The 25908-nt window shown below is 70.8% G+C and carries 19 protein-coding genes; 2 read left to right on the top strand and 17 right to left on the bottom strand.

The window, feature by feature from the left end; all coding sequences use genetic code 11:
- Window positions 1-8 precede the first annotated feature (8 nt).
- A complete protein-coding gene (gltB, locus tag ABZX61_RS05805) occupies window positions 9-4514 on the bottom strand; it encodes a glutamate synthase large subunit (RefSeq protein WP_355191824.1) in 4506 nt (1501 codons plus the stop codon).
- 1555 nt (window positions 4515-6069) lie between these two features.
- Here gltB and ABZX61_RS05800 point away from each other — a divergent pair.
- Window positions 6070-7614, top strand: a complete 1545-nt coding sequence (locus ABZX61_RS05800) for a bis-aminopropyl spermidine synthase family protein (protein ID WP_355191822.1) — start codon at window positions 6070-6072, stop codon at window positions 7612-7614.
- 649 nt (window positions 7615-8263) lie between these two features.
- Here ABZX61_RS05800 and ABZX61_RS05795 read toward each other — a convergent pair.
- From ABZX61_RS05795 to ABZX61_RS05765, 7 genes are all read right to left on the bottom strand, one after another.
- Window positions 8264-8851 carry a hypothetical protein gene (locus ABZX61_RS05795; RefSeq protein ID WP_355191820.1) on the bottom strand — a complete coding sequence of 196 codons (588 nt, stop codon included), beginning with the start codon at window positions 8849-8851 and terminating at the stop codon, window positions 8264-8266.
- Entirely contained in the window at window positions 8851-9270 is a 420-nt protein-coding gene (locus ABZX61_RS05790; RefSeq protein WP_355191818.1) for a hypothetical protein, read from the bottom strand. Before ABZX61_RS05790 ends, ABZX61_RS05795 begins: the two co-directional genes overlap by 1 nt.
- Entirely contained in the window at window positions 9270-10010 is a 741-nt protein-coding gene (locus ABZX61_RS05785) for a hypothetical protein (protein ID WP_355191816.1), read from the bottom strand. Before ABZX61_RS05785 ends, ABZX61_RS05790 begins: the two co-directional genes overlap by 1 nt.
- A 1961-nt stretch (window positions 10011-11971) precedes the next feature.
- Window positions 11972-12676: a VIT1/CCC1 transporter family protein gene (locus ABZX61_RS05780; RefSeq protein ID WP_355191814.1), complete on the bottom strand. Its 705-nt coding sequence runs from the start codon at window positions 12674-12676 to the stop codon at window positions 11972-11974.
- Window positions 12673-13842 (bottom strand): prolipoprotein diacylglyceryl transferase, encoded by a 1170-nt coding sequence (gene lgt / locus ABZX61_RS05775; RefSeq protein WP_355191812.1) that lies wholly within the window; start codon window positions 13840-13842, stop codon window positions 12673-12675. The genes ABZX61_RS05780 and lgt overlap by 4 nt, the downstream gene beginning before the upstream one ends.
- A 26-nt stretch (window positions 13843-13868) precedes the next feature.
- On the bottom strand, window positions 13869-14627 hold the full coding sequence (locus tag ABZX61_RS05770; protein ID WP_350726271.1) for a thioredoxin domain-containing protein: 759 nt from the start codon (window positions 14625-14627) through the stop codon (window positions 13869-13871).
- Window positions 14614-15099, bottom strand: coding sequence for a MauE/DoxX family redox-associated membrane protein (locus ABZX61_RS05765; RefSeq protein WP_355191810.1), 486 nt, complete (start codon window positions 15097-15099; stop codon window positions 14614-14616). Before ABZX61_RS05765 ends, ABZX61_RS05770 begins: the two co-directional genes overlap by 14 nt.
- Before the next feature lie 217 nt (window positions 15100-15316).
- On the opposite strand from ABZX61_RS05765, the gene ABZX61_RS05760 reads away from it, so the two are divergent.
- Entirely contained in the window at window positions 15317-15844 is a 528-nt protein-coding gene (locus ABZX61_RS05760) for a TetR family transcriptional regulator (RefSeq protein WP_355191808.1), read from the top strand.
- A gap of 9 nt (window positions 15845-15853) precedes the next feature.
- Here the strand turns inward: ABZX61_RS05760 and ABZX61_RS05755 are convergent, their stop codons facing one another.
- The 9 genes from ABZX61_RS05755 to hisI form a co-directional block, all read right to left on the bottom strand.
- On the bottom strand, window positions 15854-19783 hold the full coding sequence (locus ABZX61_RS05755) for an endo-alpha-N-acetylgalactosaminidase family protein (protein WP_355191806.1): 3930 nt from the start codon (window positions 19781-19783) through the stop codon (window positions 15854-15856).
- Between the two features lie 136 nt (window positions 19784-19919).
- Window positions 19920-20714, bottom strand: coding sequence for a tryptophan synthase subunit alpha (gene trpA / locus ABZX61_RS05750; RefSeq protein WP_350726265.1), 795 nt, complete (start codon window positions 20712-20714; stop codon window positions 19920-19922).
- Between the two features lie 73 nt (window positions 20715-20787).
- Entirely contained in the window at window positions 20788-21993 is a 1206-nt protein-coding gene (trpB, locus tag ABZX61_RS05745) for a tryptophan synthase subunit beta (protein WP_355192698.1), read from the bottom strand.
- A 38-nt stretch (window positions 21994-22031) separates the two neighbouring features.
- Complete coding sequence (gene trpC / locus ABZX61_RS05740) at window positions 22032-22871, bottom strand: indole-3-glycerol phosphate synthase TrpC (protein ID WP_355191803.1); 840 nt, start codon at window positions 22869-22871, stop codon at window positions 22032-22034.
- Between the two features lie 130 nt (window positions 22872-23001).
- Window positions 23002-23433 carry a DUF2752 domain-containing protein gene (locus ABZX61_RS05735; RefSeq protein ID WP_355191801.1) on the bottom strand — a complete coding sequence of 144 codons (432 nt, stop codon included), beginning with the start codon at window positions 23431-23433 and terminating at the stop codon, window positions 23002-23004.
- 23 nt (window positions 23434-23456) lie between these two features.
- Window positions 23457-24020: a CD225/dispanin family protein gene (locus tag ABZX61_RS05730; protein WP_355191799.1), complete on the bottom strand. Its 564-nt coding sequence runs from the start codon at window positions 24018-24020 to the stop codon at window positions 23457-23459.
- A gap of 160 nt (window positions 24021-24180) precedes the next feature.
- Window positions 24181-24813: a DUF4190 domain-containing protein gene (locus ABZX61_RS05725; RefSeq protein ID WP_355191798.1), complete on the bottom strand. Its 633-nt coding sequence runs from the start codon at window positions 24811-24813 to the stop codon at window positions 24181-24183.
- Between the two features lie 111 nt (window positions 24814-24924).
- The gene (locus tag ABZX61_RS05720) at window positions 24925-25503 is read right to left on the bottom strand and encodes a Trp biosynthesis-associated membrane protein (protein WP_355191796.1); all 579 of its coding nucleotides are present in this window, start codon (window positions 25501-25503) and stop codon (window positions 24925-24927) included.
- Between the two features lie 8 nt (window positions 25504-25511).
- Window positions 25512-25859 (bottom strand): phosphoribosyl-AMP cyclohydrolase, encoded by a 348-nt coding sequence (gene hisI / locus ABZX61_RS05715; RefSeq protein ID WP_350726255.1) that lies wholly within the window; start codon window positions 25857-25859, stop codon window positions 25512-25514.
- Window positions 25860-25908: the final 49 nt, after the last annotated feature.

Raw genomic sequence — 25908 nt, 5'->3', positions numbered from 1 at the left:
CGCCTCCCTTAGCTTTGAACCGCGGCCGCCATGACGGCCTCGTCGATGTCCCTGCCTTCGATGCGGGCGGCCTCGGCGGCGGCCAGCACCCGCTTGTAGTCGGTCGGCATGATCTTGCCGAACCGGCCCAGCGCCGCGTCCCAGTCGGCCAGCAGCTCCTTGGCGACCGGCGAGCCGGTCTCCGCGAAGTGCTTCTCGACGGTCTCCTTGAGGAACTCGCCGTCCTCCTCGGTGAGCGTCTCGATGGCGACCATCTCGCGGTTGACCCGCTCCGACCTGAGGTCGAGCAGGTAGGCGATGCCGCCCGACATGCCGGCCGCGAAGTTGCGCCCGGTCGGGCCGAGCACGACGGCCCGGCCGCCGGTCATGTACTCGCAGCCGTGGTCGCCCACGCCCTCGACGACCGCCGTGGCGCCGGAGTTGCGCACGCAGAACCGCTCGCCCACGACGCCGCGGATGAACACCTCGCCGGACGTGGCGCCGTACAGGGCGACGTTGCCGGAGATGATGTGGCCGTCGAGCGGGGCCTCCTCGTGCGGCCGGACGGTGATCCGCCCGCCGGACAGGCCCTTGCCGAGATAGTCGTTGGCGTCGCCGGTCAGCCGCAGCGTGACGCCGCGCGGCACGAACGCGCCGAGCGAGTTGCCCGCCGAGCCGGTGAACGAGATGTCGATCGTGTTGTCGGGCAGGCCCTGGCCGCCGTACCGCTTGGTCACCTGGTAGCCGAGCATGGTGCCGACCGTGCGGTTGACGTTGCGGATGGGCAGCTCCAGCGTGACCGGGGTGCCCTCGTTGAGCGCGCCCTCGGCGAGCTGGATCAGCGTGTTGTCCAGCGCGTGCTGCAGGCCGTGGTCCTGCTCGACGACCCTGCGCAGCACGGTGCCCGCGGGCAGCTCGGGCCGGTGCAGGATCGGCGCCAGGTCGAGGCCGCTGGCCTTCCAGTGGTCCTCGGCCGCCGACATGTCGAGCATCTCGACGTGCCCGATCGCCTCGTCGAGCGTGCGGAAGCCCAGCTCGGCCAGGTATTCGCGGATCTCCTCGGCGATGAACTCGAAGAAGTTGACCACGAACTCCGGCTTGCCGCTGAAGCGCTTGCGCAGCTCCGGGTTCTGCGTGGCGACACCCACGGGGCAGGTGTCGAGGTGGCAGACCCGCATCATGACGCAGCCGCTGACGACGAGGGGCGCGGTGGCGAAGCCGTACTCCTCGGCGCCGAGCAGCGCGGCGATGACGACGTCACGGCCGGTCTTGAGCTGGCCGTCGACCTGGACGACGATGCGGTCGCGCAGGTCGTTCAGCAGGAGCGTCTGCTGGGTCTCGGCCAGGCCGAGCTCCCACGGCGCGCCCGCGTGCTTGAGCGACGTGAGCGGCGAGGCGCCGGTGCCGCCGTCGTGCCCGGAGATGAGCACCACGTCGGCGTGCGCCTTCGACACGCCCGCGGCGACCGTGCCGACGCCGACCTCGGCGACCAGCTTCACGTGGACCCTGGCCTCCGGGTTGGAGTTCTTCAGGTCGTGGATGAGCTGGGCCAGGTCCTCGATCGAGTAGATGTCGTGGTGCGGCGGCGGCGAGATGAGGCCGACGCCCGGCGTGGAGTGCCTGGTCTTGGCGATCCACGGGTAGACCTTGTGGCCGGGCAGCTGGCCGCCCTCACCGGGCTTGGCGCCCTGGGCCATCTTGATCTGCAGGTCGGCCGCGTTCACCAGGTATTCGCTGGTGACGCCGAACCGGCCGGAGGCGACCTGCTTGATCGCGGACCTGCGGGTGGCGTCGTAGAGCCGCTCGGGGTCCTCGCCGCCCTCGCCGGTGTTGGACTTGCCGCCGAGCCGGTTCATCGCGATGGCGAGCGTCTCGTGCGCCTCCATGGAGATGGAGCCGTACGACATCGCGCCCGTCGAGAACCGCTTGACGATCTCCGAGGCCGGCTCGACCTCCTCGATCGGGATCGGGGCGCCCTTGCGCAGCTTGAACAGGCCGCGCAGGGTCATCAGCCGCTCCGCCTGGGAGTCCACGAGGTTCGTGTACTCCTTGAAGATCTCGTAGCGGCGGGTCCTGGTGGCGTGCTGCAGCTTGAAGACGGTCTCGGGATTGAACAGGTGCGGCTCGCCCTCGCGCCGCCACTGGTACTCGCCGCCGACCTGGAGCCTGCGGTGGGCGTTCTCCGCGCGCGGGTAGGCGTGGCGGTGCCGCTGCGCGACCTCCTCGGCCAGCACGTCGAAGCCGACGCCGCCCAGGCGGGAGGTGGTGCCGGTGAAGCAGGAGTCGATGACCTGCTGGCTCAGGCCGAGCGCCTCGAAGATCTGCGCGCCGGTGTAGGAGGCCACCGTGGACACGCCCATCTTGGACATGACCTTGATGACGCCCTTGCCGTACGCCTTGATCAGGTTGCGCACGGCCTTGCGCTTGTCCATCTGGAGGGCGCCGGTGTCGACCAGGTCCTCGATGGTCTCGATCGCGAGGTACGGGTTGATGGCGCCGGCGCCGTACCCGATGAGCAGCGCCATGTGGTGGCACTCGCGGGCCTCGGCGGTCTCGACCACGAGCCCGATCTTGGTGCGGGTCTTCTCCTGGATCAGGTGGTGGTGCACCGCGCCGGTCAGCAGCAGCGCCGGGATCGGCGCCAGCGTCTCCGACGAGCCGCGGTCGGACAGCACGATGATCCGCGCGCCGGCCGCGATCGCCTGGGACGCCTCGGCCCTGATCTCCTCCAGGCGGCTCAGCAGCGCCTCGCCGCCGCCGGCGACCTCGTACAGGCCGCTGATGACGTACGGGTGAAAGCCCGGCAGGTCGTGCTCGTCATTGATGTGGATGATCTTGGCGACCTCGTCGTTGTCGATCACCGGGTACGGCAGCACGAGCTGGCGGCACGACGACGGACCCGGGTCGAGCAGGTTGCCCTCGGGACCGATGGTGCTGGCCAGCGACGTGACCAGCTCTTCACGGATGGCGTCCAGCGGCGGGTTCGTGACCTGCGCGAACAGCTGCGTGAAGTAGTCGAACAGGAGCCGCGGCTTCTCGCTCAGCACGGCCACGGGCGTGTCGGTGCCCATGGAGCCGATCGGCTCCTGGCCCGCCTTGGCCATCGGCGACAGGATGATGCGCAGCTCTTCCTCGGTGTAGCCGAAGGTCTGCTGCCGCTTGACGAGCGCCTCGTGCGTGGGGATCTCCCGCTGCCGCGCGGGCAGCTCCTCGAAGCGGACGAGCCCCGCGTGCAGCCAGTCCTCGTACGGGAGCTCGGCGGCCAGCTCGGCCTTGATCTCGTCGTCCTCGATGATCTTGCCGCGGGCGGTGTCGATGAGGAACATGCGGCCCGGCTGCAGGCGGCCCTTCCTGACCACGTCCTCGGGCTTGAAGTCCAGCACGCCGGCCTCGGAGGCCAGCACGACCAGGCCGTCGGCGGTCACCCAGAAGCGTCCGGGGCGCAGGCCGTTGCGGTCGAGCACGGCGCCGGCCAGGGTGCCGTCGGTGAACGTGATCGACGCGGGGCCGTCCCAGGCCTCCATCATCGAGGAGTGGAACTCGTAGAAGGCCCGGCGCGCGGGATCCATCTCGGTGTGGTTCTCCCACGCCTCCGGGATCATCATCAGCACGGCGTGGGGCAGGCTCCGGCCGCCGATGTGCAGGAGCTCCAGGGCCTCGTCGAAGCTGGCGGTGTCGCTGCCATCTGGGTCACAGATGGGGAAAAGTCGTGAAATATCGCCCGGGATGTGGGCGGACTCCAGCATCGCCTCGCGGGCCCGCATCCAGTTGCGGTTGCCCTTGACCGTGTTGATCTCGCCGTTGTGGGCGATGTAGCGGTACGGGTGGGCGAGCGGCCAGCTCGGGAACGTGTTGGTGGAGAAGCGCGAGTGCACCAGCGCGATCGCCGTCTCGTAACGCTCGTCGCTCAGGTCGGGGAAGAACGGCTCGACCTGGTCGGGCGTGAGCATGCCCTTGTAGACGATCGTCCTGGCGGACAGCGAGGGGAAGTAGACGTCCGCCTCGTGCTCGGCCCTCTTGCGCAGGCAGAACGCCAGCCGGTCGAGCTCCAGCCCCTCCCGGCCCTCGGGGTCGGTCACGAACAGCTGGGCGAAGTGCGGCATGACGGCCCTGGCGCTGGGCCCGGGCAGCTCGCGGTCGACCGGCAGCTCGCGCCAGCCGAGCACGGTAAGGCCCTCCTCGGCCGCGATCTCCTCGATCAGGCCGGTGGCGATGCCCCTGGCCTGCTCGTCGAACGGCAGGAAGGCGATGCCGGTCGCGTACGCGCCGGCCGGGGGAAGCGCGAACGGCACGCTCGCGCGGTAGAACCCATCGGGAATCTGCGTCAGGATCCCGGCTCCGTCGCCGGTGTCCGGCTCGCTACCCTTGGCCCCCCGATGATCAAGATTGCACAGAGCCGTCAGCGCCTTGACCACGATCCCATGCCCACGGCGTCCAGCGACGTCGGCAACCATGGCGACACCGCAGGCATCATGCTCGTTGGCGGGGTGGTACAGGCCCTGGGGCTCGGGGAACCCGAGGTGGGCAGCAGGCATTTAATCCCTCCCGTCGTCATCGTCTGTCTCTAACTGCGCTACAGGCGGGGACGACGTTGGCCCTGCTGCATATCGTGGGTAGAGGTTACCGCACGCTGCCGGAATGGTGCCCGGCACGTCCGCATTGCGAACATTGGGGCCTATCCCAGCATCCGAACTCCCTATCCCAAACCCCGGACGTAGGCAAAGAAATTCCCGCTACACGTCCACGATTTACGGCATGGGGAGCGATTCGTCCCCACTCCACCCCCCGCCCAAACCCCAACCCGACCAATCCGCCCGTACACCACCCCGCCCACCTCCAGATTTCACCCCCGCGCCGCCCCGATCACCCGCCCACCTCACCCACCCGCCACCACGACCACTCCACCACCCCACCCAAGCCCTGCCACAGTTTCCCCACTGCTCACTCGAGGCACCGCCGCCTCACCCCCGCCCCGCCACAATCACCCACCGCAGTACCCGCGAGCCACCACAATCCCCCGCTCCTCAGCGGACACATCGCCACGATCACTCCCCCGCCTCACCCACGCCCTGCCACCATCCCCTGCTCTTCACCCGATGTGCCGCCGCAATCGCCCCACCGCTTTACCCACGAGCCACCACAACCCGCCGTTCCTCAGCCGACACACCGCCGCGATCACTCCCCCGCCTCACCCGCCCCTGCCACCATCCTCGCTCCCCACCTGAGGCACAGCCACAACCCCACCGCCCCACCCCCGAGCCACCACAACCCGCCGTTCCTCAGCCGACACCGCCACGATCACTCCCCCGCCTCACCCACGCGCCAGTGCCCACGGCCCTCATGACTCCCATCCACCACCACAGCCACCCCGCTTTAACTGCCACCACATGTCGCGACGCCAGCCAACTCCGCGACGCCAGCCAACTCCGCGACGACCTCCCTCACCACGGAACCACCCGCTCGGACCCCCACCGCCGAGCCACCCGCTCACGCCATGACCGCGAGAGAGCAGGGCCGCCTCCCCGCACGGGCACATGGCCGGGACACGGACGACACCACCTCGCACGGACGGGTGGCCGGGCCGAGGACACCGACGCCTCGCACGGACACGCGCTCGGGCTGTCCACCCTCGTACCTCGATAGGGTTGCCCTCGTGACTCCTCCGCTCCTCGAAGGGAGCGGCTTCTCGCCAAGCCGCCTGCGCAGCGTCGCGAAGCTCGATCGACGCGCCGACATCGACATCGCCGTCGACATCGACGTGCGCACAGTGCGAGCGACGAGAACACACACGGGAGATGCCGGCAGCCCCGTGCACAAGCACCGTCACCATCACCCCCCGACCCACGTCCAGGATCGATCCGCTCAATCTCGATCCAGACGTGCCGACGACGTCACACCCGGTCCGATCGATCACGCCGTACGCCTGCTCACCGGTGGGGCACAGCAGGAACGCGGACGATCCGTGCACCACCACCTCCCACCCTCAGTAACGAGACCATCACGCTATCGGCATGCGCCGACAAAATCTGGAGGGAGGGAGCGCGGACTCCTCCGCCGGCCGAGGCAGGCAGCGGAGTCCGCGCGGATCTGATGGAGCGTGACGGGGTGGAGCGCCTGCTCGCGGAGGCAGGGCCGGACAGCAGGCGGTTGCGGCACGCCCTGACCCTCCTGTGCGACGCGCAATGGTGGACGCTGGCCGACCTGGTCAGGGAGACCGCCACATCCAGGCGTACCATCGAGGCCCTCCTGCGCGAGCTCCCCCTGGAGCGGAAGGGCGAGGCGTTCCGGATCCCGTTGACCCACATCAACGACTACCAGGACCTCCTCTCGCTGGCCCCGCCGCCGGAGGATCCGGTGGCCCACCTGCTCCCCCATTACGCTTCCGAGCTCGCTCGCCTCAAAGACCTCGTGGCCCGGGCTCCGCGCGCCCGCCACGTGCTCGACCACGTCTCGGCCACCCCCGAAACGATCCTGAGGCGGGCGCTGCTGCTCGGCGCCCGCTTCTGGCTCCCCGGCACGCGCCTGCTGTGCGTCGGCGACCACGACCTGACCTCGCTGGCCGTCAAGCTGATCCATCCAGAGACCGACGTCACGGTGGTCGACATCGACGAGCGCATCCTGGCGTACATCGACGCCCAGCGCCTGGGGGTCCGCACCCGCTGGGCCGACCTGCGCCTCGGCCTGCCCGCGTCCGCCCGGGACCACGACCTCGCGCTCACCGACCCGCCGTACACGCCGGAGGGCACAGGCCTGTTCGTGGCGCGCGCCGCCGAGGCGCTGACGGACAACGGCCGCATCCTGCTCGCGTACGGAGCCAGCGAACGTACCCCGATGCTGGCCTTCAAGGTCCAGCAGGCCCTGGCGGACCTCAACCTCGCCTACGAAGCCATCTATCCCGACTTCAACCGATATTTCGGGGCAGAAGCCATCGGCTCGGCCGCCGACATGTACATCCTCCGCCCCACCACCAAGACGCGCCCGGCCGTGACGTCCCGCCTGAGCCGCCAAACCACCACTATCTACACCCAAGGCCCACAATCGGTCGAAAGCGCCCATAACGCCCTCTCAGCCCCGCGGGAGGCTATCCAGGGCTTCGACCCCGACCTGCTGGTGGGCGAGTGGCCCAAGGACCTCACCGAGCCACGGGTCCGGCTCTCGACCTGGCTCTCCAAGCCGTATGCCGCCACCCTGGACCGCGTGGCCGTGGCCCTGCCCCCGGGCCTGGAGGCCGCCCTCCCCCGCATCCTCCTGGCGACCCGCGCCTCCCACGTACGCGTCGTGGGCTCCGACCTCCCGCCGCTGCCTGACGTGCTGTCCACCGTCTACAAGCTGAGCGCCGGCGGCGACGTCCTGGACGCCGTACGCCTGCCACAACCGCCCGGCGACGCGGCCTCGGTACTGCGCAGGATCCTGGACAACGGGCACGCCAAGCTGGCCAACACATGGCGCGAGGCCCTCATCGCGGTGGCCCGTACCCAAGGCTCGACCCTGACCAAGAACGAGGCCCGCACCCTCATCGCCGAAGCCGCCCCCTGGTCGGAAGCCCTGACCCCCCTGGACGCCCCCCTCCACCGCCTGTCCGCCCTCCCCGAAGCAGTCACCACAACCATCTCCGCCCTGACCACAACCACCTGACCCACCCCGAAAACCCCGCCCTCCGAGGGGTCCGGACGTCCAGTCACTGCCAAAGCCAGGCCGATGCGCCACGGCCAAGTCCAGCCGAGGCCGGGTCCAGTTAGGCGGAGTCCAGCCAGGTGGAGTCCAGTGGAGGTCGAGGCCAGTGGAGGTCGAGGCCAGTGGAGGTCGAGGCCAGCAGCAGGCCGATGCCGCAAGTCGCCCTGATCGCCGCCACAGTCGCGGATCCCGGTCACCCTCGCGGGTGGCAGTCGCCGCTCCGGTCACCATCCCGGGGCGCGGGTTGCGGTCGCTGTCCCAGCCACCGTGGCGGGTCACCGTCACGGTCGCCTGTAGCGATCGCCGCCCTGATCATCGTGACGGTCCCCATCGCAGTCGCTGGTCCCGGTCACCATCGCGGAGTGCCACCCTGTCGCCGGCCCGGCCACCGTCGCGGTCCTGGTCATCGTCGCGCTCGCGGATCGCCGACGCAGTCCCGGCCCCGGTCACCGTTGCGAGTCATGAGCCCGGCCACGGTCGCGGTCACAGGTCCCGGTCACCATCGCAGTCGCGAGACCTGGTCACCGTCGCACTCAGGGGTCGCCATCGCAGTCCCGGCTTCCGCTCCTCTCAGGGGTTGCCATCGAGGGGCGGGCGGGTGGCGGTGGCTTCAGGTTGCGGCGACGATGCGGCCCTGGACCACGCGCCCCAAACCGTCCAGCGCCACGAGGGCGGCCACCAGGTCCTGGGCGGGCGCCGATCCTCCGGCCCAGCTCACGGTCACGTAGTGGCCCATCGCCCGCGCCTGGGCACGGCTGCCGACCGGCTCGAATGCGATGTCCTGCCGTACGAAGCCGCCCTTGCCCAGCGCCGACACCAGCGCGTCAGCCGCCCGCCCGTCGCTCAGGTTGAAGATGACGAACTGGCCCGCCACCGTACCCCCCTTGTACGTGGCCTGGAGCGCCTGCGTGCAGCCCGTGGCCGAGACCCCCCAGAGAACCTCGTCACAGTCGCTGAACTGCTGCGTGGCGTCCAGACGCATGGCGCCCAGGGTCTGGGTGGCCGGGGTGAAGACCTCCTTCAGGGTGAGAGGCGCGGTGTCGTTCTGGCGTTTGTCGATGGCGGAATAGAAGGCGGAGGTGGGCTCGGCGTGGAAGCTGGCGGGCCTGGGATCCTCGCGCCGCAGCCACAGCCAACCGGCCACCGCGACGACCGCCACGAGGGCGAGCCCCAAGGGGATGACAACACGACGCGACATCAGCAGGCCACCTCCGCAATCGCGACGACATCCCGTGGCCCCGGGCCACCGCCCTCCACCATCGCAGCAACTCCCCCAGGCCTCAGCCGACCGCCCTCAGTAATCGTGACGACATCCCGAGGCCTCAGGCGGCCGCCCTCCACCATCGCGGCAGCTCTCCCGAACCTCAGGAAACCGCCCTCAGCGGTCGCGATGACATCCCAAGGCCACGGGCGAGCACCCTCCACGATCACGACGACTCCACCGGGCCTCAGCCGACCGCCCTCGGCGATCGTGGCGTCATCCCCAGGCCCCGGGCCACCGCCCTCCACCATCACGGCAACTCTGCCGGACCTCAGGAAACCGCCCTCAGCGATCGTGATGACGTCGCGGGAGCGGTGCCAGGGGCGGGTGTTGTTCGGGGGTAGGTGGTTCTGCATCAGGAGGACGGTCCGGTGATCGTGACGACGCGGCGGTAGACGGCCTTCTCCGCGCCGCGGAGCGCCAGAGTGAGCGAGACGAAGTCGTCCTTGGGGCCGGGATCCGCGCCGTCGGTCTTCCCCAGCCACACCAGGCCGACGTAGTGGCCGAGGGCGTAGCCGCCCGCCTCGGAGTAGCCGCCGGCGGGGAAGGCGGCCTTGGCGGACTCCAGGGGACGCGTCCAACCGCCCCGGTAGAGCGTCTTCAACGACTCCACCAGGTCGGCGGCCGACTTCCCGTCCTTGAGGTTGAGCAGCGTGTACTGGCCGATGTACCGGCCGTCGGAGCTCGCGTAGAGGCCGCGGGCGACTTGGGTGCATCCGGCGTCCGACACCAGTTCGAGGAGGTTCGCGCCCCACAGCGCCGCCGAGCAGTCGGCATCGAGTTTCTTGGTGACCAGCTTGAGCTTGAGCTTCTTGGACACGGCGAGCTCGCTCTGCCCGAACACCTCCTTCTCGGTCAGGGCCCGCTGGTCCTTGGCCCTGTCCGTGACGGGGTCGAACAGCTTGGGCGAACCCCACCCTCGGAAGACGTGCGGGAGCGCCGTGTCCGGCGCGATCATGGAGGAGCCGGCCTGCCGCTGCGGGGAGTAGCCGCCGATGGAGTTGATGGCGACCACCAGCCCGGCCCCGCCCGCCAGCACGCCGACGATCGTGGCGATGATGACGATCAGCCGCTGGTGCTTGGGCTGCAAGCCCATGTGGGTGAGCAGCGGGAGCTGCCAGTCAGAAGGCGGCGGACGCCGTCGCGTACGCGAGAACTTCCCGGGCCGCCCGTCACCGTCGGCCTTCCCGTCGCGAGTCTCAGAAGTCGCAAATCCACCGTCGGCCCCGAAGTCCAATGGACCGTCGTCGGCCAACCGATCGTCCTCGGCCCCGAGCACTGACCAACCGCCATCGGCGCCGGCCACCAACCGGCCGCCTTCGGCACCTGCTGCCGAGCGGCCACCTTCCGCCCCAGCCACCGAGCGACCGCCGTCGGTCTCAGCCGCCGAGCGACCGCCTTGGGCCCCGACCGCCGAACGACGACCGCGGCCTCCGGATGCCGAACGACCTCCATCGGTCTCGGCCGCCGAACGTCGGCCGCCGGATCTGCGGGGTCGGGTCCCCTCCGTGACGGACCGCATACCGCTGACCGCCCAGTCACCGCCGATCGCATCGGCCGCGGGCTCGTCGCCGCCGGCCGCCCAGTTTCCAAGGTCGCCGTCTGCTGCCCAGTTTCCGCGGTCGCCGCCGCTCGCCGACTGGTCATCCGCGCCGTGGCTCGCCTTCGCCCGCCTGCGCCCGGAACGCCTTTCACCGCTCTTGCCGGACGGCAGCCGCCCGCCGCCGGTCGCCTCGGCCAACAGCTGACCATCGTCACCCTGGCCTCCGGCAGTCCAGCCACCGCCGCCGGCTCCAGCCCCGCCAGCACCCACCCCGCCAGCCGCACCAGGACCAGCACCGCCAGTGGCACCAGGACCAGTGCCAGGCCCAGCACCAGCACCGGCACCGGGCCTACCCCCGTCGCCAGCGTGCCGGCCACCTGCACCCGGCGTCGGCTGGCCGTCGCCGCTCGGCTGCCAGCCACCGTCCGCGCCTGCCGCCGGCCAGCCGCCAGCTGCTTGGCCTCCACCGTCCGGGTCTACGGACGGCCGGGCGTGACCGGCCCGCCCCGAGTCGGCCGCGCCCGCCGACCTGCGTCCACCGGCACGGCGGCTGCCTCGCCCCTCCGACGCGGGCCGACCGCCGCCGCCGGTACGGCCGGTGTCATCCGAGCCTGATCCCCGGCGACCCCCGGCCGCGCCGGTGTCCTGCGCCTCTCGAGCGGGCCAGCTGCCACCGGCGTCCTGGACATCCCGAGCAGGCCAACTACCACCCGCGTCCCGCAGGTTCCGCGCAGGCCAGCTACCACCCGCGTCCTGCACATCACGCGCCGGCCAGGTACCACCAGCGTCTGGAACATCCCGCGCCGGCCAACTACCGCCGACGTCCTGCACATCACGCGCCGGCCAGCTACCGCCGGCATCTGGAACATCCCGCGCCGGCCAACTGCCACCGGCGTCTTGAACGTCTCGCGCGGGCCAACTGCCACCAGCCGGGCCAGCGCCATCCGAACCCGACGCCCGGCGACCACCAGCACGGCCGGCATCCCGCGCAGGCCAACTCCCGCTCGTATCCTGCACATCACGGGCCGGCCAGCTACCACCCGCGTCCTGCACCTCTCGCGCGGGCCAACTGGCGCCAGCCTGGCCAGCACCATCGGCACCCGACGCCCGGCGACCACCAGCACGACCGGCATCCTGCACGTCCCGCGCGGACCAGCTACCGCCGGCGTCCTGGACATCCCGAGCCGGCCAACTGCCACCAGCCGGGCCAGCGCCATCCGAACCCGACGCCCGGCGACCACCAGCACGACCGGCATCCCGCGCAGGCCAACTCCCGCTCGTATCCTGCACATCACGCGCAGGCCAACTCCCGCTCGTATCCTGCACATCACGCGCAGGCCAACTACCGCCGGCCCGGCCGGCGGCGGCGTTCGGGTCTGGGGTCGGCTGGCCGGAGGCGGGGGTGGGATTGTCCTGGTCGCTGCCGGGCGAGCGGCCGCCGCGGGTGCGGCCCGTGCCGTCCTGGCCGGAGGAGGATCTGCCGTGACCGCCCGAACCGGCTCTTCTGCGGGCCATCACAGGCCCGCCGCCCCGATCAGGTTGCCGAGGCCGAACGTGACCGCCGCGGCGATCACGCCCACCACGAGCTGGCGCAGCCCTGAGAACCACCAGCTGCGCGCCGTCACCGCCGAGACCAGCGCGCCCGCCGCGAACAGGGCCACGCAGGACACCGCGGCCGACAGCGCCAGGTCCCTGGCGCCGAGCAGGTACGGCAGCAGGGGCAGCACCGCCCCCAAGCTGAACGACAGGAACGACGACACCGCGGCCACCACCGGTGAGGGCAGCTCGCCGGGGGCGACGCCCAGTTCGTTCTGGGCGTGGACCTCCAGCGCGCGGTCCGGGTTGCGGGAGATCTGCCTGGACACCTCGGCGGCCAGGCCGGGCTCCACGCCCTTGTCGACGAACGTCTGTGCCAGCTCCGCCTGCTCGTCGTCAGGGTGGCGGGCGAGCTCGCGCCGTTCCACGGCGATCTCGGCCTGGGCCAGCTCGCGCTGGCTGGCGACCGAGACGTACTCGCCGCCCGCCATGGACAGCGCGCCGGCGGCGAGCCCGGCGACGCCTCCGAGGGCGATGACCTTCGTGTTGGTCGTCCCGCCCGCGACACCCGCGATGAGCGCGAAGTTCGACACCAGGCCGTCCATCGCGCCGAACACCGAGGGCCGCAACCAGCCTCCGGTGACGTCGCGATGCTGGTGGTGGATCTCCGCGCGACCACTCATCGCGAGTTCTTCTCCTTCGTCACGACTTCGGCGTCAGATGCCTCTACCCCGTCGGCGGGGGTCACATCATCCGCCGTCGGCGGGGCATCCTTCGCTCCGTCGTCCTCGGCCTTCTCAGGCTTCTCGGCCTTTTCGGCTGCCGGCGCCGGAGCGTCCGTGACTTCCGCGTCCGTGGTCTTGTCGGTCTCCGGAGCCGGGTCGTCCGTGGCTTCGGGGTCCTTGGACGTATCGGCCGATGGTCGAGGGCTCGGAGCGTCCTCTCCGTCGTCGGCCGAGGTGGGCTCCTGCGTGTCCTCGGAGTCGGCGTCCGCCTGGTCGGCGGGGTGAGCCGGGTCGGCCGGGGCCACGATCTCCACGCTGTCCCGGTTCCTGGACAGCCAGAAGTACGCCAGCGCCGCCACGAACAGCACGATCGACGTCCACTGGTTGATCCGCAGCCCGAGGAACGTCACCGCGTGGTCCACGCCGCCGACCGGGTCGATGCGCAGCCCTTCGATCCAGAAGCGGCCCAGCGTGTAGCCGGCGACGTAGAGGGCGAACAGCCGCCCGTGGCGCAGGGCGAAGCGCCGGCCCGCGAAGAGGAGCACGAAGCCGAGCGCCACGTCCCACAGCGACTCGTACAGGAACGTCGGGTGGTAGAGCACCCCCGGCTCGCCCCCGTGGTCGGCGTCGATCTCCAGGCCCCATGGCAGCGTGGTCGGCGAGCCGTAGAGCTCCTGGTTGAACCAGTTGCCCCAGCGGCCGATGGCCTGGGCGAAGGCGATGCCGGGCGCGACCGTGTCGGCGACGGCGCTCATGGAGATGCCGCGTTTGCGCACGGCGAACCAGACGCCGAGCGCTCCGAGTGAGATCGCGCCCCAGATGCCGAGGCCGCCCTCCCAGATGAACAGCGCCTGGATGGGCTCCTTGATCGCGCGGCTGCCGAAGTAGGTCTGCCAGTCGGTGATGACGTGGTAGAGCCGGCCGCCGATCAGGCCGAAGATGACCGCGGGGACCGCGATGTCGACGATCGTCCCCTTCTGGCCACCGCGGGCCTGCCAGCGCCGCTCGCTCAGCCAGACGGCGACGATGACGCCGAGCACGATGCATAGTGCATAAGCCCGGATCGGGATGATTCCGAGATACCAGACCCCCTGGGAAGGGCTGGGAATCGAGGCAAGGGGCATGTCACGTGAGGGTAGCGGAAGAGAGACTACTTGGCCGCCTTCGTAATCGCTTCGCGCAGATCTTGCGGGCTGAAGAGTACGGGATTGTCGATTTCCTTGCCGTTCAGTTTCACCGTCGGCGTATGGTCGATCTTCTGCGCATCGATGATCTTCTTGCTGTACGAGAGCTGCGCGTCGGCGTGCTTCTGCGTGGTGACGCACTGGTCGAAGTCCGGCGCGGTCACCCCTGCCTGCTTGCCCCAGTTCTTCAGCTGGTCGACCGTGAAGCCGGCCTCGGTCTCGGACGGCTGGTTCTGGTAGAGCAGGTCATGGAAGGCGACCCACTGCTTGCCGTCGGCGACACATCGGGCGGCACTGCCCGCGCGTACGGAGTTGGACTTGGTCGGCTCCTGGGAGAAGATCGTGATCGGGTGGTAGACGACCTTGGCCTTGCCCTCGGCGGCGAGGTTCTTGAAGGTCTGGCCGCTGACCCGCTCGAGCTCCTTGCAGGCGGGACACTGGAAGTCCTCGTAGATGTCGACCACGGGCCCGGCGACGCCCTGGTTGGCCATCACGACCGAGCCGTCGGGCTGCACCGTGACAGACGCGAGCGCTCCGGCGGCCTGCTCGGACTGCGAGTTGCTGGCCGCGTACCACCAGCCGAGCCCGACGGCGGCCACCGCGACCGCCCCGGCGGTCACGTACGTGGCGATGCGCCTGCGCCTTTCACGCAGGCGTGCCTCGGCCTGCTGTTCCCTGATCTTCTCGCGCGCGCTCTTCGTCTTGGTGCGCTCAGCCTTGCTCATCGTCGTCATCCCCTTCAATACGATTGTCGCCCCCCAGTCCAAGGGCGCCGTCGAGCGCGAAACGGCCCGGCGGGAAACGCACCGCCCAGGCGCCGAGCAGCACGAGCCCGAAGTCGCGCAGGATGTCGAGCAAGTACGTCGGCTCCTCCCCTACCCCCAGCTGGCCGCCGCCACCGAAGCAGCCGCAGTCGATCCGCAGACCGTGCGTCCAGGCCCAGGCGATGCCGAACACGAAGGCGAACATGAGCAGCCCGGCGATCACCGCGGCCACCCTGGTCAGCAGACCGACGACCAGCAGCAGTCCGACGACGATCTCCAGGATCGGCAGGGCGTAGCCCACCGTGACGGCGATCGATTCGGGCAGCAGCTGGTAAGCCTTGACCGCCACGACCGAATCGGCCGGGTTGCCGATCTTGAGCCCACCCGCCGCGATCAGCACCCCGCCCAGCACGAGCCGGGCGACGGTCGTCACCCAGGGTATCGCCGAGAACTCACCGCGTGACGATAGTGACGCGTCCACACGCCATCTCCTCTTTCTCTGCGCCGGGATGGGCACAGTACCGGGAATCCATATGACCACGCGGCGGATAAGCACCGGCTAAGCCGTGTTTCTTGCGGGAATTACGCAATCAAGTAAAAATTTACTCATGCAAGTAACGGTCACGGGCTCCGCAAGACGAGCGCAGATCGTGACGGCGACCATCGCGACGATCGCCGAGCTCGGCTACCACCAGGCGTCGTTCGCCCGGATCGCCCGATCTGCCGGGCTCAGCAGCACGCGCCTGATCTCGTACCACTTCGCGGGCAAGGACGAGCTGATCGCTCAGGTGATCGCGACGATCCAGGGGCGGCTTTCGGCGTTCATGACCGAGCGGGTGAGCACACAGCGCACGGCCGGCGCGGCGCTGGAGACGTACATCCGCTCCCTGGCGGCGTACGTCAGCGAGCACCGCGCCGAGATGCGCGCCGCCACGGAGATCCTCCTCAACCACCGCCCCGAGGCCACCGGCCTGTCGGCTCTGTCCCACCTCGAGCGGTTACTGGTCTGGGGGCAGGAGAGCGGCGAGTTCGGGGCGTTCAACGTGCGGGTGACCGCGATGGCGGTCCAGCGCGCGCTGGACGGGCTGCCGTTCCTGCTGGAGGCCGACCCCGACGCCGACCCGGACGAGTACGCCGACGGGCTGGCCGCGCTGTTCGCCAGGGCAGTCCGGGCCTGAGGGGCCCGCTCAGCCGCACGCGAACCTGGCCTCGCCCCAGTCGGCGTGGTCGTTGCCGTTCCCGTCGCCGCCGTCCCCGGCCACCAGGTCCACGTAACGGGCTCCGGTCAGGTCGGCGCTCAGCTCGTACGCCGCGTCGGCGGCCCGCAGGACCGGGCTGCGCGCCTTCTCCACCCCGTCCGCCACCACGGCGAACTGCACGGACCCCCGCGTGGCCTGCACGTCGTCGACCCCCACGAAGGCCGTGAACCCCGTGCACGCGCCGCCCAGGTGGAAGCGAACCCTGGCCGGCGCGTGCGTGCCGAGCCCCTTGGCGAACGTCCGCCCGCCGATGACGATCGGCCCGCCGTCGGCCTCGCCGGTGTCGCCGTTGGACCGGTCGCGCTCCACCGGCCCCCAGCCGTTGTCCGCGGTCACCCACTCCAGGTCGCTCGCGTAGGCGTCCTCCGCGGGCGGCCGGGGCGGCGTGCGCACGGTCGCGGACGCGGTGAGCCGCTTCGCCACGCCGCCCACGGAATAGCCGGCCGCGGCCCCGAGCTCGTAGCTCCCGGAGGCGTCCGCAGGCGGGGTGACCTGCCAGGTCGTGGTCAACTTGGCGCCCGGCTCCACGACGCCGGTCCCGTCGCCGGTGGCCGTCCACCCGTCCGGTACGTCCAGCGTCACCCGCACGTCCTGGGCCGTCGAGTCCTCGAGGTTCGTGAACGTGGTGACGACCTCGTTGGCCCTTCCCTGCTCGAAGACGCCGGCGGGCGCCACCTCCAGCGACCCGCACGCCTGCGCGTCCGGCGCCGCGCCGAGGTCGGTCACGGAGAAGTCGTCGAGGACGAAGTCGGCCCCGGCCTGCTCGGCCTTGAGCGAGCGCAGCCCGACCCAGACGTCCCCGCACCCCGCGACCACCCGCTCCCTGAACGTCCCCGTGGTCCGCCGCTCGGGGATGGGCGTGCGCCGGGTCTCGACGCCGGCGCCGCCCTTGTCGTAGCCGGTCACCCACTGGTACGCGTCCGCCTGCGCGCTCTGGTAGGCGAAGGACACCTCGTACGCGTGCCCCGGCTCGAACCGCGCGGTCCACGGCAACGTGCGGTAGATGAGCCCCTGGCGCTCCTCATGCGCCTTCAGCGACCAGTCGCCGTTCAGCACGTCGTCGATCGTCTTGCCGTTCCACCCGGCCTGCGTGTACGGCTCGTGCCGCTCGGACAGGTGCGTGCGCGCGTCGAACGACCCGCCCGCGTCCCCCTTCACGAACGGCCCCCAGCCGGGCTCGTTCGACTCGAACGTCTCCACGTCACCGGCCGGCTCCCGCTCGAACAGCCGTACGTCGTCCACCCGCACGTCCCCGTCCGCGGCGGCGGCCGTGATCCGCAGCGTGGCCGACGTGCCGGGCGCGGTGAAGGTCACCTTGGCCCGCTGGAAGAAGGTGTCGTGCTTCTCGTCGGAGGCGATGTAGTTCCTGGCCGTGGACCGGCTGACGGTCACCGCCTGACCGGCGACCTCCAGGGTGGTCTCGCGGGTCCTGCCCGGCTCGACCTCGACGAAGGCGGAGGCGGTGTAGGTGCGGCCGGGCCGCAGGCCCGTCAGCCGCTGCTCCAGCCGCGCCCGCGCCCCGCCGCCGAGCAGCGCCACCCGCTGGCCCAGGTCGTTCTCGCGGACGCTCACGGGGCCCGTGACGGTCCATCCGGGGAGCCGGTCGCCGTTGAAGCCGGGGTCGCGCACGCCGCCGCCCTGCCCCCAGTCCGGGTCCGGCTGCCGGGGCGCCTTGCCGGGGTAGAGCACGTACGGCACGCCCGCCTCCGCCCGCAACGTGATCTTCCCGTGCTCCGGGGTGACCGTGCCGGCCGCCACGCGGCCCTGGCCGGTGAGCCGGTAGACGGTCATCGGCCGGTCGGCGTCCCAGGTCGTGGCCCCTCCCGCCGGGTTGTAGTGGTAATACCTGCCCTGCCACGGCAGCAGGTAGGTGCCCCCGTCGAGCACCTTGTGCCCGCCGGCGAACAGCTCGCGCCTCCCGTCCCGGTATGTGCCGCGCACGCCGCCGGAGAAGACGATCTCGTCCGCGTTCCAGTCCATGATCTTGTAGTGCTGCAGGAACTTGACCGGCAGGTTGTGCTCCCAGATGTTGCGGTAGAACGCGGTGAAGTCGTTCTTCGCCTGCCAGCCCTCGAACTCGACGATGCGGGCGTTGCCGAGGATCGGGTGGGCGTTCCAGACGTCCTTCTCGTCGTTGCGGATGAACCGGATGATCTGGGAGTTCAGTCCCTTGTTGGTGACCCCGCCGTAGTTGAGGTCATTGGCCCAGTGGGACCACAGGGACGCGCGTTCCAGCTTGTCCGACCACTCGGTGGTCACCTGCCAGCCCTGCTCGCGCAGCTCCGCCAGCGTACGGTCGGCGACCCAGCCGAACGGCCTGAACACGTCCACGTACAGCACCGCGAGGTTGCGGTCGGTCTCGGCGCGCAGCTGCGCGAAGCGCCCGGCCAGGGTGCCTCTGGTGAGGTCGCCGCGCTGGTCGATCAGGTACGCCTGGTCGAGCCAGTTCCAGCCCTTGGCGGCCTTGTCGACGAGCTGCTCGCTGAAATTCCTGGCCTCGGGGTAGGACTCGGTGGCGTTGACGTGCACGCCGAACGTGGCGTTCCAGCCCTTGCCGGCCTTGAGCAGCGTGTTCAGGTCCTTCAGCCCGCCCGCGCGCCGGTTGTAGTTGCCGCCGTAGTCGGGGTGCGCCGCGTCGTGGCCCTCCGACTGGTAGCCCTTGAGCAGCGCGAGCTGCCCGAGGCCGTCGGTGGCCAGCGAGATGCGCTTGACGTCGTCCAGGGTGCGCAGGAACGGGTGCGTGGCCTGGCTGGAGAAGTTGAACGGGATGTGCGTGACCACGCGGTCCCTGGTCCGCTCGGCGCCGGCCGCCTTGACGGCGATCGTCCTGAACGCCACCGCGCCGTCCTGCCAGTCGAGCGCCCCGTCGCCGTTGGCGTCGGGCGTGACCACGACCTTGGCCCAGGGCGGCTCCTCGGTGAACGGCGAGCCGGTCGCGCGGTGCGTCCACTGGCCGCTCCACACGCCCACGGAGACCGTGCCACCGGCGTCCTTCCTGGCCTGGTGCCAGAGCCTGGCGGCGTCCCGGTCGGTGACGCCCGAGGGGCGGTCGTAGGTGGAGTTCGTCTCGATCGCGGCGGCCAGCAGGTCGGTGTTCACGATCGCGTACGTGGCCCCGACCGGGCCGTCGTCGGGCGCGGTGCCCGGCGTGACCTGGGCGAAGACGTCGGCGGTGCGGGTGGAGTTGGGGTCCAGCCGGGTGAACGCGGTCGCCGCGCCCGGCTGCGCGCTCGACACCGACACCAGGTCATGTCCGGGCAGGTCGATGGTGTTGACGCGGAACGCCTCGGTGTCGGCCACCGAGTCGATCCGGAACGTCGTCACCCGGCCCTTGACGCCGATGCTCGCCCCGAGCGCGACGCCGCCGAGATCGGGGAAGGTCAGCCGGTAGCGGGCGGTCGCGCCGTCGTTCCCGGTCAGTGCCACGGTGGCGGCTCGCGCCTGGCCGTTGAGGACGACGGCGGGCACGCCCGCGCTGCCGCCGAGCGTGGCGCCGCTGGCCCGGTCGGTGTAGCCCAGGACGCGCGGGAAGTCCGGGTCGAGCTCAACGCGCAGCGCCGGGGACGAGATCGCGATCGGCCGGACCACCCGCGTCGGCCTGGGCGGCTCGTTCTGCGCGGTGGGGCTCGGCGGGGGCGTCCCGGTGGGCGGCGTCTCCGGGGACGGCAACTCGTACGTCGGGGTGGGCTCCGCGTCAGGCGGCGGGGCGGGTTCGGGGCCCGCAGACGCCGGTACGGGGCCTGCCGACACCGGGGCAGGACCGACGGACGCCGGGACGAGATCGGCGGACGCCGGGGCGGTCATGGCCGTGACCGCGAGTGCGAGGGTCGCTGCGAACGTGAGGGGGCTGGGACGCATCGGTGTCCTTTCGGGGTCGTGCGTCACACCGCTTCGGGGCCCCGATCATCACCCGCCCCGGACCGCACGCCAAGGACCTACGCGCCAAATCCTTGCAGCAATCCCGAAATTTCGTTACATAGCCGGTAAAGCGCCTTTACCGGCGGACCCCCTGGGCCATGTCCCTGGCCAGGGCTCCGATGGAGGCCCGGCCCTCGGCCTCGTCGGACGCGTCGAGGATGCGGCGGATGAACGCCGACCCCACGATCACCCCGTCGGCGTAGGTCGCCACCTCGGCCGCCTGCGCGCCCGTGCCCACGCCGAGGCCCACGCACACCGGCAGGTCCGTGTGCGCCCGGGTCCGCTCGACCAGGCCCTCGGCGGCGACGTTGACACTCTCCCTGGCGCCGGTGACACCCATCAGCGAGGCCGCGTACACGAAGCCCGTGCAGCAGTCGACGACGGCCTTGATGCGCTGCTCGGTCGAGCTCGGCGCCACCAGGAACACCGTGTCGATGCCCGCGGACGCGGACGCCGCCCGCCACGGCTCCGACTCCTCGGGCGTCAGGTCGGGCGTGATCGTGCCCACGCCGCCCGCGTTGGCGAGGTCGCGGGCGAACCGCTCGGCGCCGTACTTGTCGATGGGGTTCCAGTAGGTCATGACGAGCGTGGCGGCGCCGGTGGCGGCGACGCCCTCGACCGTGCGCAGCACGTCGGCGATGCGCGTGCCGTTGACCAGCGAGCGGTGCACCGCGTCCTGGATCGTCGGCCCGTCCATGAGCGGGTCGGAGTAGGGCAGGCCGATCTCGATGACGTCGCAGCCGGCCTCGACCAGGGCCGCTGCCGCGGCGACGTCGCCGCCCTTGGAGGGGAAGCCCGCGGGCAGGTAGCCGACGAGCGCGGCCCGGTTGTCCGCCTTCGCCTTGGCGAAAACCGTCTGAAGAGTCGTCATGTCTGTCCGTTTCGAAGGTCGAGTCCCACCAGTTATCCCCCGGCGCGGGACCCCACGCCGGGGTGGCGGCTCGTCAGAGGTTGAAGTATTTCATCGCCGTGCCCATGTCTTTGTCGCCGCGGCCGGAGAGGTTGACCAGGATGGTCACCTCGGGGCCGAGCTCGCGGCCCAGCTCCAGCGCGCCCGCCAGGGCGTGGGAGGACTCGATGGCCGGGATGATGCCCTCGGTCCTGGCCAGCAGCGAGAACGCGGCCATCGCCGCGTCGTCGGTGACGCCGTGGTAGGTGGCACGGCCCGAGTCCTTCAGCCAGGCGTGCTCGGGGCCGACGCCCGGGTAGTCGAGCCCGGCCGAGATCGAGTGGGACTCGATGGTCTGGCCCTCGTCGTCCTGCAGCACGTAGGTGCGCGAGCCGTGCAGCACGCCGATCGAGCCGGCGGTGAGCGTGAGCGCGTGCTCGCCGGACTCCAGGCCGCGCCCGGCGGCCTCGTAGCCGTGCAGCTGGACGCCCTCGTCACCGAGGAAGGCGTGGAAGATGCCGATCGCGTTGCTGCCGCCGCCGACCGCCGCGCACACCGCGTCGGGCAGGCCGCCGGTCAGCTCCTGGATCTGGCGGCGGGCCTCGACGCCGATGATGCGCGCGAAGTCGCGGACGATCTCGGGGAACGGGTGCGGCCCCGCGATCGTGCCGAACAGGTAGTGGGTGGAGTCGACGTTGGTCACCCAGTCGCGGAACGCCTCGTTGATGGCGTCCTTCAGCGTCTGGGAGCCGTTGGTCACCGGCACCACGGTGGCGCCGAGCAGCTTCATCCTGGCGACGTTGAGCGCCTGGCGCTCGCAGTCGACCGCGCCCATGTAGATCACGCACTCCAGGCCGAGCAGGGCGGCCGCGGTGGCGGTGGCCACGCCGTGCTGGCCCGCGCCGGTCTCGGCGATCACGCGCTTCTTGCCCAGCCGCTTGGTCAGCAGGGCCTGGCCGAGCACGTTGTTGATCTTGTGAGCGCCGGTGTGGGTGAGGTCCTCACGCTTGAGCACGATCCTGGCGCCGCCGGCGTGCTCGCTGAAGCGCGGCACGTCGGTCAGCGTGGTCGGCCGGCCCGCGTACGTGCGCAGCAGATGGTCGAACTCCCGCAGGAACTCCGGGTCGTTCTTGGCCTTCTCGTAGACCGCGGCCACCTCGTCGAGCGCCGGGATGAGCGCCTCGGGGACGAACCGGCCGCCGAAGATGCCGAACTTGCCGTGCACGTCTGGGTCGTCGCCGAGCGGGCCGTTGCCCGTCAGGTCGGCGGCGGTCAGGATGGAGCCTTCGTGTGCCACTGCTATCCCTCTGCTGAGTGGTCGGGGCGCGTCGCTGGATGGGCGCCGGCGGTCACCAGGGCCTCCACTGCCTTGCGCGGGTCCTTGCCGGTGACCAGGCTCTCCCCGACCAGGACGGCGTCGGCGCCGGCCCTGGCATAGGCGAGCAGGTCGTGCGGGCCGCGCACGCCCGACTCGGCAATCTTGATCACATTATCGGGGATCTTGGGCGCCAGCTTCGTGAAGACCTCGCGATCGACTTCGAGTGTCTTGAGGTTGCGCGCGTTGATCCCGATGACCCGGGCACCGGCGGCGACCGCCCGCTCGAGCTCCTCTTCGGTGTGCACCTCGACCAGCGGGGTGAGCCCGATCGACTCGGCCCGCTCGATCAGCGACACCAGCGCCTCCTGCTCCAGGCAGACGACCATCAGCAGCGCCAGGTCGGCACCGTGGGCCCGGGCCTCCCAGAGCTGGTAGGAGGTCAGGATGAAGTCTTTGCGCAGGATCGGGATGTCGACCCGGGCGCGAACCGCCGCCAGGTCTTCGAGGCTGCCGCCGAACTTGCGCCGCTCGGTCAGCACGCTGATGACGTGGGCGCCGCCCTGTTCGTAGTCGGCCGCCAGCGCGGCCGGGTCGGCGATGGCGGCCAGCGCGCCCTTGGACGGGCTCGACCGCTTGACCTCGGCGATCACCGAGATCCTGTCGCCCCCGAGCGCGGCCATGGCGTCTCTGGGCGCGTGGGCGCGCTCGGCCCGCCGCTTGAGCTCGTCAATGGACACGGCCTGCTGACGTGCGGCGAGGTCGGCGCGCACCCCGTCGAGGATGTCGTCGAGGACACTCGGCCCTTCCGTCCGCTCACTCACGCGCTTGAGGTCCCTCCGGTCGACTGTGGGGGCGGCGGAGAGTTCGCGTCGCGTCCGCTCTCTGCCTTGTCCTGCGATGGTATCGGCCCGCACGGGGTCACCTCACCACAGGCCCCCCGGCTGGAAGTCCCTACGGAGCGAGGAACGCCCCGAACGGCAGGTTACGGACGACCCAGTAGACCATGACGAGGGCGAGGAACGCCCACAGCCACGCCGGATGGGCGAGCGTGGTGCGTCTCGGCCTGCCCTGCCAGGCGCGTACGACCCATCTCCCCCACCAGAACAGCAGGAACGGCATCATGGCCATGGCGAGAGGGTTCATCCCGAGCGCGGTGGCCGGGTCGAGATGGGCGAGCGCGTGGATGGTCCGCAGCGTGCCGCAGCCCGGGCAGTAGAGGTGGGTGAGCGCCAGGAACGGGCAGGTCGGGTAGTGGCCCGGCTGGTTGGGGTCCACCATCCCGACGAACGCGAACACGGCGCCCGTCGCGCCCGCAACACCGAGCGGCGCGAGCAGGCCCTTGAGGCGCGCCGCGCCGCGCCACTCGGTTGTTGCGATGCTCATGCTCTCAGTATCCGCCTTCCGGCTCAGTAGCTCGAGCTCGGGACACTGGCGGCCAGGAGGACGAACACCACCACGTAGAAGAGGATGACCAGCACCCACCAGATGATGCCCGCGATCAACGACCGCTTCCACCAGGTCTTGGCCTCCTCGCTCGCCAGCGCGGCACCCTGGAAGTCGCCGATCTGCCACTTCGAGTTGACCTGCGAAGACTTGACGATCGACACGATGCCCAGGGGAAGGCAGCAGAACAGGGTGGTCAGGATGGCCGCGACCAGGTGGTTGTCCGGCGGGTTCCCACCGGCCGGGGGCTGCTGGCCGTAACCGCCGCCGTAGCCGCCGCCACTCGGGGGCTGCTGGCCGTAGCCGCCACCGCTGGGGGGCTGCTGGCCGTAACCACCGCCGCCGCTCGGAGGCTGCTGGCCGTAACCACCGCCGTAGCCGCCGCCACTCGGGGGCTGCTGGCCATAACCACCGCCGCCGCTCGGAGGCTGCTGACCGTAGCCACCACCGCTCGGGGGCTGCTGGCCATAACCGCCGCCGGGCGGCTGCGAGCCGTAGCCGCCGTCGCCCTGATTGCCGTAACTCATGAAGGGCCTCTCATGTTGTTATCCGTGGCAAGTTGCGCGCGGCAGCCTAGCGAGGATACGCCCCCTACGTGGAAGAACGTCCATTTTGCGGACAATTCGTAATCGGACCGCAAGCGGCTCGTCACGGTCCGGCCACCCTCGCGGAGGGTTACCGACCGGTTCAGTAGTCGTACGAGGACGACGTGGCGGCGGCGCTGAGCCCGATCATCGACAGGATGAGCCCGCCGAAGATGAGCCAGCACAGCACCCAGATCACGACGGTGATGTAGGACGTGACCAGACCGCCGACGGCCATGCCCGAGCCCTCCTCGCCGGTCTTCTTGATCCGGTTGAGGGCGATGTGGCCGAGGATCACGCCCGGGATGCTGGTGATCCCGCAGAAGATCAGGCCGATGATGCCCAGGACGAGCGAGGCCACCGCCATGCCGTTGGTCGACCTGGGCGGCTGGGGCGGCGCGCCGTAGCCGTAACCCTGCTGGCCGTAGCCCTGCTGACCGTAGGCCTGCTGGCCGTAGCTGGGGGGCTGCTGGCCGTAGCCGCCGGCACTCGGGGGCTGCTGGCCGTAGCCGAGCGGCTCCTGCGGATAGCTGGGCGGCTGCTCCCCGTACCCGCCCGAGCTCGGGGGCTGCTGCCCGTAACCGCCACCCCCGGTCGGGGGCTGCTGCCCGTACCCGCCCCCGTAGCTGGGCGGCTGCTGACCGTAACCGCCGCCCCCGCTGGGGGGCTGCTGGCCGTACCCACCGCCGGGCTGCTGCGCGCCGTAGCCGCCGCTGCCCTGATCCCCGTAGCTCATGCGCCTGGCTCCTAAGTGTTCGTGGCGAGTTGCAACGGCAGCTTATTGAGGAAACGTTTGCCAAGCAGACAGAGGTTCAGAACAGTAAAGAAATCGTCATAGCGCGGAGAGTCAGCGGGAGTCGGTGGGGTCGTCGCCGCGGTCGAGCGCGTCCCACAGCGCCCGGTCGTCCTTGACCTCGGCGCGGGCCTTGCCGGCGCCCCCATCGGCGCCCGGCTCAGTGCCCCTGTCGTAGCGCGCCGACATCCCCGCCCACCTGCCGCCGCGCACGATCGCGACGATCCCGCCGGCGATCACCAGGACCGCACCGGCGGCCGTGACCGCCGGCCAGAGCGGGGCGGCCTCCCAGGGGAATTCGGCGGCGCCGCGCAGGACGTTCTGCTCGCGCAGCAAGCCGGTGACGGTGTCGCCGCCGAGCGCCGTCCACGTCCCGGCCGCCGCGCCCGCCCCGCACAGGGCGACCAGCGCCCCGACGACGCGGCGCCCCGCGCCCTTGGTGGCCAGCACGGCCACCACCCCGGCCAGCGCGGCCAGGGCGACGGGGGTCAGGACGGGGCTGAGCTCGGCTCCGGTGGGCGCGGCCACGCCCGGCTCCAGGATCCGCACCCAGGCCCGGCTCGCGCCGAACAGCACGAGCACGCATCCGAGGACGGTCGCCCCCAGCCAGCTCCACAGCTCTCTGTGCCCCATGCGGCCTGCTATCCGAGCGGGATCTCGAGCTGGTCGGCGTCGAAGCACGTGCGGTCTCCGGTGTGGCACGCGCCGTCGACCTGGTCGACCTTGACGAGGACGGCGTCGCCGTCGCAGTCGAGGGCCACCGCCTTGACGTGCTGGACGTGGCCGGAGGTGCCGCCCTTGACCCAGAGCTCGGCGCGGCTGCGGGACCAGTAGGTGGCCCGGCCGGTGGTGAGCGTCCGATGCAGCGCCTCGTCGTTCATCCAGGCCAGCATGAGCACCTCGCCGGTGTCGTACTGCTGGGCGATGGCGGCGACCAGGCCGTCGGCGTCGCGCTTCAACCGCGCGGCGATCTTGGGGTCAAGGGACATGCGTCCATTCAACCAGCCTGCCCGCGTGCCCGGTTTATCGGGCACGCGG

Origin of the sequence: Nonomuraea sp. NPDC003709, from assembly GCF_040610775.1 — a bacterium.
GTDB classification, from domain to species: domain Bacteria; phylum Actinomycetota; class Actinomycetes; order Streptosporangiales; family Streptosporangiaceae; genus Nonomuraea; species Nonomuraea angiospora_A.
This window is presented reverse-complemented; position numbering and strand designations above follow the sequence as displayed.